The organism is Ilumatobacter sp., assembly GCF_965215205.1.
In the GTDB taxonomy this organism is placed as follows: Bacteria; Actinomycetota; Acidimicrobiia; order Acidimicrobiales; family Ilumatobacteraceae; genus Ilumatobacter_A.
On sequence record NZ_OZ244049.1, the window covers coordinates 1,080,551 to 1,095,972 of the forward strand.

General features: G+C 72.3%; 14 protein-coding genes and 1 pseudogene. 8 read left to right on the forward strand and 7 right to left on the reverse strand.

What is annotated here, in order from left to right; all coding sequences use genetic code 11:
• Positions 1–23 precede the first annotated feature (23 nt).
• Positions 24–182 (reverse strand): annotated as a pseudogene (locus ACOOHC_RS05140) (NAD-glutamate dehydrogenase domain-containing protein); the annotation flags it as partial.
• On the opposite strand from ACOOHC_RS05140, the gene ACOOHC_RS05145 reads away from it, so the two are divergent.
• Together ACOOHC_RS05145 and ppgK are read left to right on the forward strand one after the other, a co-directional pair.
• Positions 169–1,455 carry an acyl-CoA dehydrogenase family protein gene (locus ACOOHC_RS05145; RefSeq protein ID WP_420452940.1) on the forward strand — a complete coding sequence of 429 codons (1,287 nt, stop codon included), beginning with the start codon at positions 169–171 and terminating at the stop codon, positions 1,453–1,455. The pseudogene ACOOHC_RS05140 and the gene ACOOHC_RS05145 sit on opposite strands and share 14 nt — an antisense overlap.
• Positions 1,452–2,189: a polyphosphate--glucose phosphotransferase gene (gene ppgK / locus ACOOHC_RS05150; protein ID WP_420452941.1), complete on the forward strand. Its 738-nt coding sequence runs from the start codon at positions 1,452–1,454 to the stop codon at positions 2,187–2,189. The genes ACOOHC_RS05145 and ppgK overlap by 4 nt, the downstream gene beginning before the upstream one ends.
• Positions 2,190–2,192: 3 nt before the next feature.
• Here ppgK and htpX read toward each other — a convergent pair whose 3' ends face one another.
• Together htpX and ACOOHC_RS05160 are read right to left on the reverse strand one after the other, a co-directional pair.
• Positions 2,193–3,071 carry a protease HtpX gene (gene htpX, locus ACOOHC_RS05155; RefSeq protein WP_420452942.1) on the reverse strand — a complete coding sequence of 293 codons (879 nt, stop codon included), beginning with the start codon at positions 3,069–3,071 and terminating at the stop codon, positions 2,193–2,195.
• Between the two features lie 51 nt (positions 3,072–3,122).
• On the reverse strand, positions 3,123–3,986 hold the full coding sequence (locus ACOOHC_RS05160; RefSeq protein WP_420452943.1) for a YihY/virulence factor BrkB family protein: 864 nt from the start codon (positions 3,984–3,986) through the stop codon (positions 3,123–3,125).
• 209 nt (positions 3,987–4,195) lie between these two features.
• On the opposite strand from ACOOHC_RS05160, the gene ACOOHC_RS05165 reads away from it, so the two are divergent.
• The 3 genes from ACOOHC_RS05165 to ACOOHC_RS05175 all read left to right on the forward strand — a co-directional run bounded on the left by ACOOHC_RS05165 (position 4,196) and on the right by ACOOHC_RS05175 (position 6,699).
• Positions 4,196–5,188: a PfkB family carbohydrate kinase gene (locus tag ACOOHC_RS05165; RefSeq protein WP_420452944.1), complete on the forward strand. Its 993-nt coding sequence runs from the start codon at positions 4,196–4,198 to the stop codon at positions 5,186–5,188.
• 49 nt (positions 5,189–5,237) lie between these two features.
• Positions 5,238–6,296, forward strand: coding sequence for a M20 family metallopeptidase (locus ACOOHC_RS05170; protein ID WP_420453859.1), 1,059 nt, complete (start codon positions 5,238–5,240; stop codon positions 6,294–6,296).
• A 133-nt stretch (positions 6,297–6,429) separates the two neighbouring features.
• Positions 6,430–6,699: a hypothetical protein gene (locus ACOOHC_RS05175; RefSeq protein ID WP_420452945.1), complete on the forward strand. Its 270-nt coding sequence runs from the start codon at positions 6,430–6,432 to the stop codon at positions 6,697–6,699.
• A gap of 76 nt (positions 6,700–6,775) precedes the next feature.
• Here the strand turns inward: ACOOHC_RS05175 and argG are convergent, their stop codons facing one another.
• Entirely contained in the window at positions 6,776–8,101 is a 1,326-nt protein-coding gene (argG, locus tag ACOOHC_RS05180; protein WP_420453860.1) for an argininosuccinate synthase, read from the reverse strand.
• A 156-nt stretch (positions 8,102–8,257) separates the two neighbouring features.
• Complete coding sequence (locus tag ACOOHC_RS05185) at positions 8,258–8,677, reverse strand: hypothetical protein (protein WP_420452946.1); 420 nt, start codon at positions 8,675–8,677, stop codon at positions 8,258–8,260.
• Between the two features lie 119 nt (positions 8,678–8,796).
• On the opposite strand from ACOOHC_RS05185, the gene ACOOHC_RS05190 reads away from it, so the two are divergent.
• The 3 genes from ACOOHC_RS05190 to ACOOHC_RS05200 all read left to right on the forward strand — a co-directional run bounded on the left by ACOOHC_RS05190 (position 8,797) and on the right by ACOOHC_RS05200 (position 12,051).
• Positions 8,797–9,609: a glycosyltransferase family 2 protein gene (locus tag ACOOHC_RS05190; protein WP_420452947.1), complete on the forward strand. Its 813-nt coding sequence runs from the start codon at positions 8,797–8,799 to the stop codon at positions 9,607–9,609.
• Positions 9,610–9,743: 134 nt separating this feature from the next.
• Positions 9,744–11,030, forward strand: coding sequence for a L,D-transpeptidase family protein (locus ACOOHC_RS05195; RefSeq protein WP_420452948.1), 1,287 nt, complete (start codon positions 9,744–9,746; stop codon positions 11,028–11,030).
• 43 nt (positions 11,031–11,073) lie between these two features.
• The gene (locus tag ACOOHC_RS05200; protein ID WP_420452949.1) at positions 11,074–12,051 is read left to right on the forward strand and encodes an alpha/beta fold hydrolase; all 978 of its coding nucleotides are present in this window, start codon (positions 11,074–11,076) and stop codon (positions 12,049–12,051) included.
• Positions 12,052–12,072: 21 nt separating this feature from the next.
• Here ACOOHC_RS05200 and ACOOHC_RS05205 read toward each other — a convergent pair whose 3' ends face one another.
• Entirely contained in the window at positions 12,073–13,683 is a 1,611-nt protein-coding gene (locus tag ACOOHC_RS05205) for a hypothetical protein (protein WP_420452950.1), read from the reverse strand.
• 137 nt (positions 13,684–13,820) lie between these two features.
• The gene (locus ACOOHC_RS05210; RefSeq protein ID WP_420452951.1) at positions 13,821–15,317 is read right to left on the reverse strand and encodes an ABC transporter substrate-binding protein; all 1,497 of its coding nucleotides are present in this window, start codon (positions 15,315–15,317) and stop codon (positions 13,821–13,823) included.
• Between the last annotated feature and the right edge of the window lie 105 nt (positions 15,318–15,422).

Here is a 15,422-nt window from a genome sequence, read left to right on the forward strand (position 1 = left end):
CCCCGCGCGTCCATCCGTGCCTCGACCGGGCCCAGCACCTCGGTGCGGAGGTCCTCGGTGCGGTCGCTACAGCGGAGACCGCCGCGAGCGGAGCGCTCCGGGCCGGAGCGCTCCACGGGCGTGGCGACGATGCGCCGACCTCCCGGCGCAGCGGGCAGACTCGACGCCATGGACTTCGACATGCCCAGCGAGGACCACCCGACGCGCGAGCGGGTCCGCGGGTGGATCGCCGACAACCCCGATCCCTCCGGGCGCGAACTCGCGGAGGCCGGCTACGTCGTCCCGCACTGGCCCGCGCCGTGGGGTCTCGACGCCGACCCCATCGACCAGCTGGTGATCGACGACGAGCTGCACCGGGCGGGCATCCGTCGTCCCGGCAACCAGATCGGCATCGGCTGGGCCGCGCCGACGATCCTGCTCGCGGGCAGCTCCGAGCAGCACGAGCGCTACCTCCCGCCGATCTTCTCCGGGGAGGAGATCTGGTGCCAGCTGTTCTCCGAGACCGAGGCCGGATCCGATCTGGCGAACCTCGCGACCCGCGCCGTGCGCGACGGGGACGAGTACGTGATCAACGGCTCGAAGATCTGGTCGAGCGGAGCCCACCACGCGCGGTTCGGCATCCTCATCGCACGCACCGACCCCGACGTCGCGAAGCACCGCGGCATCTCGTACTTCATCATGCCGATGGACTCCGAGGGGTTGTCGATGAGCCCGATCGTCGACATGACGACGGCGCACTCGTTCAACCAGGTGTTCTTCGACGACGTGCGCATCCCCGCGTCGCTGCGCGTCGGTGAGGAGGGCGACGGTTGGCGCCTGGCCAAGGTCACCCTGTCGAACGAGCGGGTGTCGCTGTCGTCGGCCGGCTCGATGTGGGGCGTCGGGCCGTCGGCCGAGCTGCTGATCGACCTGCTGCGCCAGCAGGGGGGCGTCGACGACCCGGTCCTGCGCCAGCGGGCGATCGACGTGCGCATCGAGGCGGAGCTGCTGCGGCTGAACCGCTTCCGCAGCCTCAGCGCGACCCTGCAGGGCAAGACGCCCGGTCCGGAGGCGTCGATCCAGAAGATCATGGCCGACGACCACGGTCAGCACGTGCTGTCGCTCGCCAAGGACGTCGCCGGCGCCGACGGCATGCTCGAGGGGTCCGGGCCGGCCGGCGAGGTACCGGAGTCGATGCACGGCACCCCCACGGAGAACAGGTTCGTCGACCGGGCGGGCGACGCCGACGTCGCCGCCGTCGACCCGATCTGGCACTACGGCTACCTGTTCCACCCGGCGCTGACCCTCGGCGGCGGGACCTTCGCGATCCAGCGGAACATCGTCGCCGAGCACGTGCTCGGCCTGCCGCGCGAACCCGACGTCCAGCGCGGCTCGTCCTGGTCCGAGACCCAGGGCTCGTCCGCCTCCACCTCGACGACCTCGACCGCCGCCTCGACCGGGACGGCGCGTTCGTGAGCGAGGACCTCGCCTACGGGATCGACATCGGCGGATCGGGGATGAAGTCCGCGGTGGTCGACCTCGACTCCGGCGAGCTGGTCACCGACCGCTACCGCATCGACACCCCCCAGCCGGCCACCCCCGAGGCGATGGCCGAGGTGGTGGTCGAGCTGGTCGAGCACCACGGGTGGACCGGCAGCGTCGGCTGCGCGTTCCCCGCCGTGGTGAAGGCCGGGATCGTGCGCTCGGCGGCGAACATCGACCGCTCGTGGCTCGACGTCGACGCGGACGGGGTGTTCACCGAGGCGCTCGGCGCCGAGGTGCACATGATCAACGACGCCGACGCGGCCGGCCTCGCGGAGGTGCGCTACGGGGCGGCCCGGGGTCGCACGGGCGTGGTGATGATGCTCACCTTCGGCACCGGCATCGGGTCCGGCCTGTTCGTCGACGGCGTGCTCGTCCCGAACACCGAGCTCGGCCACCTCGAGCTCGACGGCTTCGATGCCGAGAAGCGAGCAGCGGCCAGCATCCGCAAGCCCGACGGGCTGACCTGGTCGGAGTGGGGCGAGCGCGTCGACCGGTACCTCGAGCACGTCGAGGACCTGTTCAGCCCCGATCTGTTCGTCATCGGAGGGGGCGCCAGCAAGAAGGCCGCGAAGTGGCTCGACGACGTCTCGATCGACACCGAGATCGTGGTCGCCGCGAAGCACAACGACGCCGGCATCGTCGGCGCGGCCCTCGTCGCGCCCTGAGCGTCAGCGACCGGCTTCGAGCGCGGCGATGCGCTCCTCGAGCGGGGGGTGCGAGGCGAACAGCTTGCGGATCCCGGAGCCCTCGCTGGCGCTGATGCCGAACGCGGCCATCTCGTCCGGGAGGTTCCCCGAGGTCTGCTGCCGCTGTAGCGCACGCAACGCCGAGGTCATCTGGGGCGCGCTCGTGAGCTGCGCTGACCCGCTGTCGGCACGGAACTCGCGCCGACGGCTGAACCACATCACGATCATCGTGGCGAAGAAGCCGAGCACGACCTGCAGCGCCATCACGACGACGAAGTACGTGCCACGCCCGCGCCCGCTCGCGACCGTGTTCGCGACGAGCCGGGAGATGAGGATGACGAAGGTGTTCACCACGCCCTGGATCAGGGTGAGGGTGACCATGTCGCCGTTGGCCACGTGGGCGACCTCGTGGGCGAGAACCGCCTCGACCTCCTCGGAGCTCATCTGCTGGAGCAGACCGACGCTGACGGCCACGAGGGAGTCGTCGCGCTTCGCGCCGGTGGCGAAGGCGTTCGGCGCCGGCGAGCCGAAGACGGCGACGTCGGGCATCCCGATCCCGGCGTCGCGCGCGAGGCGACCCACCGTGTCGACGAGCCACCGCTCCGCGTCGTTGCTCGGCTGCTCGATGACCACCGCCCCCGTCGATCGCAGCGCGATCCTCTTCGACATCAGCAGCGAGACGAAGGATCCGCCGAAGCCGAACAGCGCGGCCATCACCGTCAGCCCGACGAGCCCACGGGGTTCCACGCCGAAGATCGAGGCGATCACGGTCAGCAGCGCGATGACCGCCACGTTCGTGCCGATCAGCAGGGCGATGCGCGTGCCGAACCCCCCGATCTTCGACGGCGTCGAGACCGTCATCCCACTCGTGTCCATCCGACCTCCCGATCGTGCTCCGCGACCCGGTCCAGGCTACCGGTCGTCGATCGGGGGTCGTCCGCGCTCGGCCCTCCGACGCCGCACCCGGCCGACGACCGAGCGCGACTCGCCGATGACGCCGGCCTCGGCGGCGAGGATCTGGTTCAGCTCGCCGCCGATCAGGAACACCACGCACGCTCCCCACATCCAGGTGAGGCCGAGCAGCACGGCGCCGGCCGCCCCGATCACGTCGTTGCCGCCCCCACCGCCGAGCAGGCGGACGTACCACCCGAACCCGACCGACAGGGCGAACCACCCGAGCGCCGAGACGACCGCGCCCGGGAGGTCGTAGCGCCAGGGGGTGTGGTGGTTGGGACCGATGTGGAACATCGTCGCGGACCAGACGACGAGCACCGACAGCGCGATGACCGGCCGGGCGATCACCCCGATCCCGGCGTCGTCGGTCACCGACCACAGCGCTGTGGACGCGGCGACCGTCGCGAGCGTCCCGACGGCGAGCCCGATCGACAACGCGCGCGTGTGGACGAAGTTGCGCGTCTCGACCACGTCGTAGACCACGTCGAGGCCGCGCACCAGCCCGGCGAAGCCGCGCGACAGGGTGAACACCGCCGTCGCGATCGAGGCGCTCAGCACCCCGGGCCGGTCCTGCTCGAACAGCCCGTCGATCGAGGAGCGCAACGCGTCCGCCTCGGAGGTGAGGACGCGCTCGACGACCTCGTCGACGGCGACGCGCAGCTCGCCGGCGAGGTCGTCGCCCAGCAGCGAGACGGACGACAGCCCGGCGAGGAGCGCGGCCGGGATGCTCAGCAGCAGCCAGAACGCGACCCCCGCCGCGACGTCGAACAACCCGTCCTCACGGATCTCACGGATCGTGGCGCGCACCAGCCGGGGTCCCATCCGCGCCCGAGTGTGGTCGTCCCCACCGGCGGCGGCAACGTCGCGACCGGACCGGCGCGTCGGGGGCCGCCACGGCGGTCCGTCACGGGGTCGCGGCGCTCGGTGCTCGCGCACGGATCGCACCCTGCGGGTCCGCGGGCTCGGGGTCGGCCGGTGCGGGGGTGCGGTGCCGGTGCCGCGCACGTCCGGCCACCTGCGACGATGGGCCGATGATCGTGGTGGTGGGAGAAGCCCTCGTCGACCTGGTGATCCCGCCGGCCGGTGCGGTGGAGGCCGTCATCGGGGGCGCCCCGTACAACACGGCGCGCGCCGCGGCACGCCTCGGGGCGCCGGTCCGCTTCGTCGGCGGGTTGTCCCACGACCGCTTCGGCGCGCGGCTCACCGACGCGCTGGTGGACGACGGCGTCGACGTCGGGTTCGCGGTGCGCAGCGAGCTCCCGACCACCCTCGCCGCGGCGGAGATCGACGATCGCGGTTCGGCGACCTACCGCTTCTACTTCGCCGGGACCGCGGCGCCCGTGGTGACCCCCGGGGCGATCACCGCCGCTCTCGTCGGCGACGGCGCGGCTCCGGCCGACATCGTGCTCACCGGTGCGCTCGCCCTCGTCCTCGATCCGATGCGCCGATCGGTCGTCGACGCGGTCGACGAGCTCGACCCGGCGACCGCGCTCGTGCTCGACGTCAACTGCCGACCCGCCGTCGTCGACGACCGCGACGACTACCTGCGCGGGGTCGCGGCGGTCGTTCGCCGTGCGGACGTGGTGAAGGTGTCCGACGAGGACCTCGCGTTCCTCGACCCCGGCGCGGAACCCCTCGACGCCGCGCGCCGGCTGATCGACGGCGGCGCGGGGGCGGTGGTGGTGACGGCGGGGGCGTCGGGCACCACCGTGGTCGGCGCGGACGCAGCGGTGGTGGTGGACGTCGCCCCGGTCGACGGGATCGTCGACACGATCGGCGCCGGCGACACCTTCGGAGCCGGCCTGGTCGCGTGGTGGGTGGCGTCGGGCCTCGGGCGCGGCGACGTGACCCTCGACGCGCTCGGCGGTGCGGTCGCGGCCGGTCACGCCGCCGCGGCGGTCGTGGTGTCGCGGCGCGGCGCCGACCCTCCGCGCATCGACGACCTCGCGATCGAGTGGCCGCGCACGACCGGCCCCTCCGCGCTCGGGACGACCGACGCGGACGGCCCGGACGGCGGGGCGTAGCCTCGACGGGGTGGAACCGATCGCTGCCGCCGACCTCGACCTCGATGCGATGCTCGACGACCTCGCGACGCTGGTCGGGATCGAGTCGCCGTCGCGCGAGGTCGAGGCGCTGGAGAGGTCCGCCGCCGCCCTCTCGTCGATGATCGAGCGCCACCTCGGGGGGACGTGCCGACTGATCGACTCGCCGGCGGGTCCGCACGTCCACTGGAGCGGAGGCGGCGAGCCGGAGGTCCTGCTGCTCGGCCACCACGACACCGTGTTCCCGCTCGGGACCCTCGAGGCGCGGCCGTTCGCCGTCACCGACGGCATCGCGACCGGTCCCGGGGTGTTCGACATGCTCGGCGGGATCGTGCAGGCGGTCCACGGGCTGGCGCGCCTCGGCGACACGTCGGGCGTCGAGCTGCTGTTCTCGTCCGACGAGGAGGTCGGCTCACGCGAGTCGCGCGAGCTGATCGAGGAGCGCGCCCGGGCGTGCGGCAACGTGCTCGTGCTCGAGCCGTCCGGCGACGGCGGGTCGCTGAAGACCGGGCGCAAGGGGTGCGGAACGTTCGAGGTGGTCGTCACCGGGCGCGCGGCGCACGCCGGGTTGGAGCCCGAGAACGGCGTGAACGCGCTCGTCGAGTGCGCCCACCAGGTGCTCGCCATCGGAGCCATCGCCGACGCGGCGCTCGGCACGACCGTCACCCCGACGGTCGCGTCGGCGGGGACCACCGACAACGTCGTCCCGGCGTCCGCGCACGTGGTGGTCGACGTGCGCGTGGAGTCGGCGGCCGAGACCGAGCGGGTCGAGTCGGCGATGCGCTCGCTCGTCGCGGTCGACCCCGGCGCGACGATCGAGGTGCTCGGCGGGATCGGGCGACCGCCGATGCCCGAGTCGGCCTCGGCGTCGCTGTTCCCGCTGGCCCGGGACGCCGAACCGGGGATCGAGGGGTGCGCGGTCGGCGGTGGCAGCGACGGCAACTTCACCGCGGCGATCGGGGTCCCCACCCTCGACGGTCTCGGGGCCGTCGGAGGCGGGGCGCACGCCGACACCGAGCACGTGGTGGTGGAGACGATGCCCGCCCGCGGTGCCCTCGTCGCGAACATCGTCGGTGCCCTCGTCGGCTGAGCCCCGCGACCGAGCGACGCAGCAGCGGTCAGGTGTGAGCGGGCGGGGCTTCGGGTAGTCGATTCGCGGCGGCGGGCACACGGTTCGTCGCGGACACGTACCACGACACGTTCCAGAAGGGGACCCACGAACCATGACACGACGCACCATCGCCGCCTCCGTCGCCGCAGCGCTCACCGCCGCCTGCCTGGCCGCCGGCACCGCGTCCGCCGAGCCGCCGCGCCCGGGTTGCGGCTACGGCGACACCAACCACTCGCACCAGGCGGCGCCGGGCCTCGACCCGCTGGATCTGCGCCCCGGCCTCGGCAAGGGCGATCCGAACCGCGACCACACCACCGCACCGGGTCGGGCGCCCGAGGACGGCGGCGACCAGTCGAACCCGCGTCGCGGCTGCAAGGCCTGATCGCCACCACCCACCGCCGACGGGCCGGGCGGAACCGGCCCGTCGGAGCGGGGCGGGAGCGGTCCCGTGGCCGAGGTCAGTCGGCTGAGTCGGCGGAGCGGTCGAGGGCCGGCGTGATGTCGCCGGACGTGAGGGTGCCCACCCGCCGGTACACGTCGAGCTTCGCTCGGGTGTCGGTGATGTCGAGGTTGCGCATCGTCAGCTGGCCGATCCGGTCGAGCGGACCGAACGCGGCGTCCTCCACCCGCTCCATCGACAGCCGGTTCGGCTCGTAGGTGAAGCCGTCGCCGCGGGTGTCGACGATCGTGTAGTCGTCACCACGCCGGAGCCGCACCGTCACCTCGCCGGTGACCGCGGCACCCACCCAGCGCAGCAGCGACTCGCGCTGCATCAGGCACTGCGGATCGAACCACTTGCCCTGGTAGAGCAGTCGACCGAGCTTGCGTCCCATCGTCGAGTAGTTCTCGAGGGTGTCCTCGTTGTGGATCGCGCTCAGCAGGCGCTCGTAGGCGATCTGCAGCAGCGCCATCCCCGGGCCCTCGTAGATCCCACGCGACTTCGCCTCGATGATCCGGTTCTCGATCTGATCGCTCATCCCGAGCCCGTGGCGGCCGGCCGTGGCGTTGGCCTGCATCACCAGCTCGACGGCCGACTCGAACGTGGAGCCGCCGATCGTCGTCGGCCACCCCTCCTCGAACCCGATCGTCACGTCCTCGCTCGCGATCTCCACGTCGGGATCCCAGTGCCGCACCCCCATGATCGGGGTGACGACCTCCATCGTGGTGTCGAGCTCCTCGAGCGCCTTGGCCTCGTGGGTGGCGCCCCAGATGTTCGCGTCGGTCGAGTACGCCCTCTCCGACGGGTCGCGGTACGGGAGGTCGCGGGTGGTGAGGAAGTCGCTCATCCCCTGGCGCCCGCCGAGCTCGTGGACGAAGTCGGGGTCGAGCCACGGCTTGTAGATCCGCAGGTCGGGGTTCACCAGCAGGCCGTAGCGGTAGAACCGCTCGATGTCGTTGCCCTTGTACGTCGAGCCGTCGCCCCAGATGTCGACCCCGTCGTCGTGCATGGCGCGCACCAGCAGCGTGCCGGTGACCGCTCGCCCGAGCGGCGTGGTGTTGAAGTAGGTGCGACCCGCCGTGCGGACGTGGAACGCACCGCACTGGAGCGCGATCAGCCCCTCGTGGACCAGCTCGTCGCGGCAGTCGACGAGGCGCGCCTCCTCGGCGCCGTACTGCTTCGCCCGACCGGGGACCGAGTCGAGGTCGGGCTCGTCGTACTGGCCGATGTCGGCGGTGTAGGTGTAGGGGATCGCGCCCTTCTCGCGCATCCAGGCGACCGCGGCCGAGGTGTCGAGACCGCCGGAGAAGGCGATGCCGACGCGCTCGCCGGTCGGGATCGCCATCAGCACCTTGGCGTTGGACGCCGTCCCGATCGTCGGGTCGTCGACCGGGAAGGCGGGTTCGTCGTCGGGGAGCTCGGTGGTCAGGGGGTCGTCGGACACGGGCGAGACACTAACGGTCCGAGGCGGGCGAGCCGGCGGGCCGTCCCGGTGTCCCGGTCACCGACGGCCGACGGCCGCCGACGCCGTGACGACGCCGAGCAGCGCGGCGATCGCGAGCTCGGTCGTCGCGAGCCCGGTCGACCTGGACATGTCGGGCACGGCGAGCGCGAACGACGCCGCCACCCCGACCGCGCTCAGGACGATGGCGTGGGGGCGCTGGTAGATGAGGTGGAGGACGATCGCGAGCGCCACGACGAAGGGCGCCAGGCGCACGACGATGCTCGACGGGTCGCCCCGGGGACCCACCCACCAGGTCGCGATCCCGATCTGCACGCTCGCCTGCCAGACGGCGGCGTAGCACAGGAACGCGCCGACCCAGGCGGCGGCCAGCACGGCGCGCCACGTCGGGTCGAGACGACCGTCGGACCCGACCCCGCCGCCGTCGTGAGCGTCGTCGTCGCCCGGTCGCTCGCTCATTGGCACCGGACGATAACGGTCGCACCCCGCCCGCCGACGTCGACCGATCGGTCGGGCGGGAGCGTCGCCGACGCTGCAGCCGAGCGCCACGGTGGCGCGACGGCTACCCTCGGCGCCCGATGAGCTCCGACGCGACCCGTGACATCGGCGCTCCGGTGGAGCCCGTCGAGCGCTTCGAGAAGCTGTCCGTCTTCTACCCGATGTGGAACGAGGAGCTCTACGTCGAGCGGGCGCTCGACGCCGGGCGGCGTGCGGCGACTCGCCTGATCGAGCGTGGCGACATCGCCGACTACGAGCTGATCGTCGTCGACGACGCCTCCACCGACCGCACGGGCGAGATCGCCGACGCGATCGCCGCGCAGGACCCGCACGTGCGGGTCCTGCACCACGATCGCAACCGCAAGCTCGGCGGTGCGATCAAGACCGGGTTCGCGTCGGCGACCGGCGACCTCGTGCTCTACACCGACGCCGACCTGCCCTTCGACATGGCCGAGCTGCCGCGCGCCGTGCGCCTGCTCAGCGACTACGGCGTCGACCTGGTCAGCGCCTACCGCTTCGACCGCACGGGCGAGGGCTACCTGCGGCTCGCGTACACCTTCGTGTACAACCTCCTCGTCCGGACCATGTTCGGGGTGAAGGCGCGCGACATCAACTTCGCGTTCAAGCTGTGCCGGGCACGCCTGTTCGACCACGTCGAGCTGCGCAGCGAGGGGTCGTTCATCGACGCGGAGCTCGTGATCCGCTCGACGCGCCTCGGCTTCGAGATGCTCCAGTTCGGTGTCGACTACTTCCCGCGCACCCGCGGCGAGTCGACGCTCAGCTCGCCCGGGATCATCTGGACGATCCTGCGCGAGATGCGCGAGCTGCGCAGCGACCTCGACGGCATCGAGCCGGTGCGCACCGCCGAGCGTGCGCCGCTCGACGGCGTGTGAACAGTCCCGAACGCGCCGGGGCCGACCGGGGGTGGGCGGGTAGTGTGTCCGCTCCGATGACATCGTCGGTCGAGCCCGCCGGCGACGGCTGACTCGAGCCGGCGGACACCACGAGGACGACCCCGGACAGCACCGTGAACGAACCGACCGACCCAGCGCGACGCCCCGTCGCGCAGTGGCTGCCGGCCGCCGCCGCCGCTGGTCTGGTGGGCACCGTCGTGGTCGCGGGGGTCGCCCTCGGCGGCTCCGACGACGGGGCCGCCCCGGCTCCGGTGACCGCCGTCGCGCAACCCGCTCCGCCGTCCTCCGACGAGTCGGCCGCGCCCACCACCACGACCGGTGCGGCGGCGGTCGCCGAGACGCCTCCGACCACGGCCGTCGATCTCGAGCGGACCCTGGTGCGCGGCGTCACCGGCGACGACGTCGCCGACGTCCAGCAGCGCCTCACCGACCTGGGGTTCGTCCCGGGTCCGGTCGACGGGATCTACGGCGACGAGACGATCCGCGCCGTGTGGGCCTTCGAGAAGCTCGTCATGGGGGCGCCGAGCGCGTCGCCGTCGGGCGAGGTCACGCCGCAGATGTGGGAGGCGATGCGCGAGCCCTTCACCGTCGAGCCGCGCCGCCCGAACTCCACGCCCGATCACACCGAGGTGTACCTCCCCGAGCAGGTGCTCGCCGTGTTCCACGACGACGTCCCGGTGATCATCACCCACATGTCCAGCGGGACGGGGGAGGAGTGGTGCGAGGAGGTCACGATCAGCCCGGGTGAGTACGGCAACCGCGACGGCACCGAGGAGCTCAAGCGCGGCGAGTGCGGTCGCTCCGACACCCCCGGCGGCGTCTTCGAGTTCTACCGCGAGGTCGAGGGCATCCGCGAGAGCGCGCTCGGCAGCATGTGGGATCCGTCCTACTTCAACTACGGGATCGCGATCCACGGCGCGATGAACGTCCCGCTGCAGCCGGCATCGCACGGGTGCATCCGCGTCCCGCTGAACATCTCCGAGACCGTGCAGGGCCTCATCGACCTCGGCGACCAGGTGTTCGTGTGGGACGGGGTGAAGGAGCCCGAGGAGTACGGCGACCAGCCGCCGACGTTCAACTGGCTCGATCCGGACTACGTCTCGACGACGACCACGACGGTCCCGGAGTCGACGACCACGGTGCCCGAGCCCACCGCCACCGTCGCCGAGTCGACGACGACGGTCGCCGTGACGGCCCCTCCCGCCACGGCTCCCGCGACCACGACCCCGCCGGCGACGCCCGCCCCGTCGACCGCTCCGCCGACGACCACGGCGCCGACCCCGTCGACCGCTGCGCCCACGACCTCGGCTCCCACGAGCGCGGCGTCGGCGGACCCGTCGCCCACGACGGCACCGGCCGGCCGGGGCGGTTCGGGCTCCGGGGGACCCGCCGAACCCTGACGACGGTGACGGGCGCCCGGCACCCGGCCCGTACGATCGGTCGATGGTCGATCCCGAGTCGTTCGAGTACGAAGAGTTCGCCCTGCTCACGGAGAACATCGACGAGTTCGACCTCGACGTCGGGATCCCGCCGGTCGAGCGGATCGACGTGTCGCTGCCCACCTCGCCCGGGCGCCACGTCAGCGCGCTGCGGTGGGGGACGTCGCCGGTCGAGGTGGTCTTCGTCCACGGCGGCGCGCAGAACGCGCACACCTGGGACACGGTGGCGCTCGCGCTCGGACGCCCGGCGCTGGCCATCGACCTCCCCGGCCACGGCCACTCGCACTGGCGCGACGACGGCGCTTACTCACCGACCAACCTGGCCGACGACATCGCCGTGGTCGTCTCCGATCTGGCCCCGGACGCGTCGGTGGTCGTGGGGATGTCGTTGGGCGGGCTGACCTCGATGCACCTCGCCGTGCGGCACCCCCACCTGGTGCGCTCGCTGGTCATGGTCGACATCACGCCGGGCGTCGACGGCGAGAAGGCGAAGGCGATCATCGACTTCGTCGACGGCCCGCAGGAGTTCGCCAGCTTCGACGATCTCCTGGCCCGCACGATCGAGCACAACCCGACGCGCTCGGAGTCGTCGCTGCGGCGGGGGATCCTGCACAACGCGGCGAAGCACCCCGACGGCTCCTGGCGGTGGCGCTACGACCGCTCGAGTCACTCCCGCGCCCGTGAGCGCGCCGGCGACGACGCGCACGCCGACGGGAGCGGATCCGGCGAACACGCCGGTGGCGGCGGCCCCGTGTCGAGCGGCGGCGCGGACCCGTCGCTGTGGGACGTGTTCGGTGCGGTCGAGGCGCCGATGACCCTGGTGCGCGGGTCCGCGTCGCCCGTCGTCGACGACGACGACGTCGCCGAGGCCCGCCGTCGCCAGCCCGACCTCGACGTGCGCGTCGTCGACGGCGCCGGGCACAGCGTGCAGGGCGACCGCCCGGTCGAGCTCGCCGCGATCCTCGACGGTCTCCTCGGCTGAGCCCCACCGGCTCGGCCCGCCTCACGAGCAGGCGACGATGCTCCCGAGCGCTCCGTCGCGGAAGGCGCTGATCTTCTGGAACGGCGTCCCGAGCACGTCGGTGTCCGAGGTCGGGTCGCCGATCAGGATGGCGGCCTGGATCGCCTCGGTCAGGTCGTTCGGCGACACCGAGGCCTGTCGGTCCGGGTCGCGGGGCTGGGGGAGCGCACCGGTCTGCGGGTCGCGGGTCACCGACCGGACCCACGCCCCGGTGAGGCAGTCGTTGCGCAGCTGACGGGCCTCGCCGGTCAGCTGCGACGAGTTCGAGCGCTGCGCGTGCTCGGACCACACGAGGCCGAGCACGTAGGCGGGCGCGAAGTCGCCGAAGTCGTCGTAGAGCTCGCGGGCGACCGGGACGTTCAGGTAGACCGTGTCGTTCTCCGAGCACAGCTCGGCTCCGAGCGGGTACAGGCCGAAGGGCTCGTCGCAGTCGATCTCGTCCGCGCTCTCGGTCGGGACGAGTTCCAACCGCGTGAACTCGGGGAACTCGGCGACGAGGTCGTTGTCGAACAGGAGGTTGAGGTCGGGGACGAGGAAGCCGAACAGCTCGCCCTCGGCGAAGCCGAAGGTGGCGTTGCCCCCGCTGAGGCGGTCGTTCACGTCGAGGAACGACAGCGGCGTGAGCGGGAGAGGATCCTCGATCAGGGTGGCGCAGCGCCCCAGGTCGCTGTCGAAGCCGGTCTGGAACGCTCCGACGCGATCGAACCCCGAGCCGTGGCCGCCCGCTGCGGCGGGGTCGAGGCCGACCGGGTCCTGCACGGTGATCATCGAGATCAGCCCGGCGCGGATGTCCGCGTCGTCGAACGGGATCCCGCTCGCGAGCCCCGAGGCGGCCCGGCCGGCCCAGGCGCCGGCGATGCAATCGGCCTGCTGCTCGGTGATGACGGTCGGCAGCGAGAGCTCCAGCGCTCCGGTGCGCTGCTGGACGGCGTGGCCGTACTCGTGGGCGAGCACGATGCCGATCGTGGCCGGCCCGAACTCGCGCGCGAGACCCGCGAGCAGGCCGTCCGGGCCGTCGTCGTAGACGATGAAGTCACCGATCGGGCAGTAGAACGCGACGAAGAGCTGGAGGTCGTCGTAGTCCGTGCGTGGCTCCCCGCAGCCGGGGAGGTCGTCCTGCCGCTCGGGGTAGCCGGCGAACACGGCTCCGTCGAGGGGTCGGTAGGGGAGGCCGAACGCCGGCTCGAACTCGCTCTTCAACCAGGTGTCGATGTCACCGAGCGCCGCCAGCAGGAACTCGTCGTAGTCGCGCGGGGGCTTGTCCGACCCGAAGTCGATCGCGTTCGGATCGATGGCGGAGGCGTCGATCTCGTCGTCGACCGGGTCGTCGACCTCCGGGTCGGCCGGGTCGATCGGGGCGTCGTCGGTGGCGGCGGGCCCGTCCGAGGCATCGGGGACGTCGTCGGGATCGGTGCCGTCGGCGATCGTGGTCGTCGACTCCGAGCGGTCGGACCCGAGGTCGAGGATGCGATCCGAGCGGTCGGTCGTCACGAACACCTCGACCGATCCGCACGAGGCGAGCAGCACCGCCAGGGCCACCACGAGCGCGATCGGGAGCGATCGCTGGACGTCCCAGGATGCGCGGCGGGCCACGTGTCGACTCTAGAGGCAGCGTCGCACGGAGCCGCCGCGGCGGCCGCCGGACGCGCCGAGGGCCCGGCGACGGTGTCACCGGGCCCCCGTGGCGGTCTGGCGGGTCGACGGGCCGGGCCGCTCCCACCTGCTGCGCGTCAGCCTCCGGGCTGGCTCACCGAGCCCGTCTCACCGGCGACCGAGATCAGCTCGGACACGGTCTCGTAGCTGCCGGTGCCGTCGCCCTCGGGTGCCTGGTACTCGACGATGTAGCCACCCTCGTAGATGTACGCGTCGTTCACCCCGTCGGTCACGGCCTGGATGTCCTCGCGCACGAGGCCGTTGTAGAAGTCGAGGTTCCACGTGACGGCCATGATGTTGGTGCGGGTCAGGCCGCCCGGCAGCGTCGCGGCCTCACGCAGGACGTGCTCGAGCGCGATGCCGAAGCTGACGCCGGTCGGGGCCGATCCCGAGTCGGGGTCGATGCCGGCGTCGTTCAGGATCTGGCGTGCCTCCTGGACCGTCTCGTCGTCCGCGTAGTTCTGGTCGGCGACGTCCTTCAGGTAGCCGACGAGGCGCACGCCCTGGCCGGCGGGGTCGACCGGGGTGAAGAACGACGCGATCGCCTGGCAGGTGTTGGAGATCAGGAACAGCGGGTCCCACGGGCTCTGGTCGATCCCGGCCATCGCCTGGGAGCAGAACGCCCCGGTCGAACCGAACACGAAGGCGTCCGCATCGGATGCCGACAGCGTCGTCAACTCGTTGGTGATGTCGGCGGCGGTCGCCTCGTGGGTGAGGTTCTCGACGAGCTCGATCGTCTCGCACCCCTCCATCGAGTCCTGGTAGACGGCGCCGAAGTCGTTGTTCATGAACAGACCGGCCACGGTCGCGCCCTCACCGAGCTCGGAGGTGATGTGCTGGCACCAGATGTCGGCCTCGGTGTTGTACGGCAGCAGGCCGCCGATCGTCCACGGGAACTCGGCCGGGTCGCCCCAGGCGGGGAAGCCGGTCGAGTTGTACAGCTGCGGGATGCACTCCTCGGCGAGGATCGGACGGACCGCGGCGTTGTTCGGGGTCCCGATGATCCCGAAGAAGGCGCCGACGTCCTCGGTGCTGACGAGATCCTCGACGTTCGACTGGGTGCGCGCCGGGTCGTAGGCGTCGTCGCGCAGCACGATCTCGACCTGCTTGCCGTCGATCGGGTCGGTCTCGTTGACGTGCTCGAAGTAGGCGACCATCCCCTCGCCGATCGCGCCGAACGCCGCGATCTGGCCGGACTGCGGGAGCGACTGGGCGATCGTGATGGGCCCCTCGAGCCCGGCGGTGTTGCTCCAGTCGCTCGGGCACTCCTCCACGTCGATCTCCGTCTCGGCGCCGACCTGGACGATGCCGTCGACGGGCTCCCCGCCGTACCCGCCCGCGACGTCGCCGCCCTCGCCTCCGGCGGTGTCACCGGGAGCGTCGTCGCCGACGGATCCGGTCGCGTCGTCCGCGGCGCTCTCGACGGTCTCGCCGGCGTCGTCGGCCGCGCTCTCGACCGTCTCGGCGGCGTCGTCGACGGTCTCGGCGGTGTCGGAGTCGCTGCTGCAGGCGGCGGCGACGAGGCCGAGCGCCACGACGGGCGCGACGGCTCGGGTCAGACGTGTTCGTTGCATGGGTGCCTCCGGTGCTCGCGACCGCTCCGTGGGGTGGAGCGGTCTCTCGGGCGCACACCGTAGCGAGGGCGACGTGGCCGCCCGGCGACCGCCACGCCGCCGGAC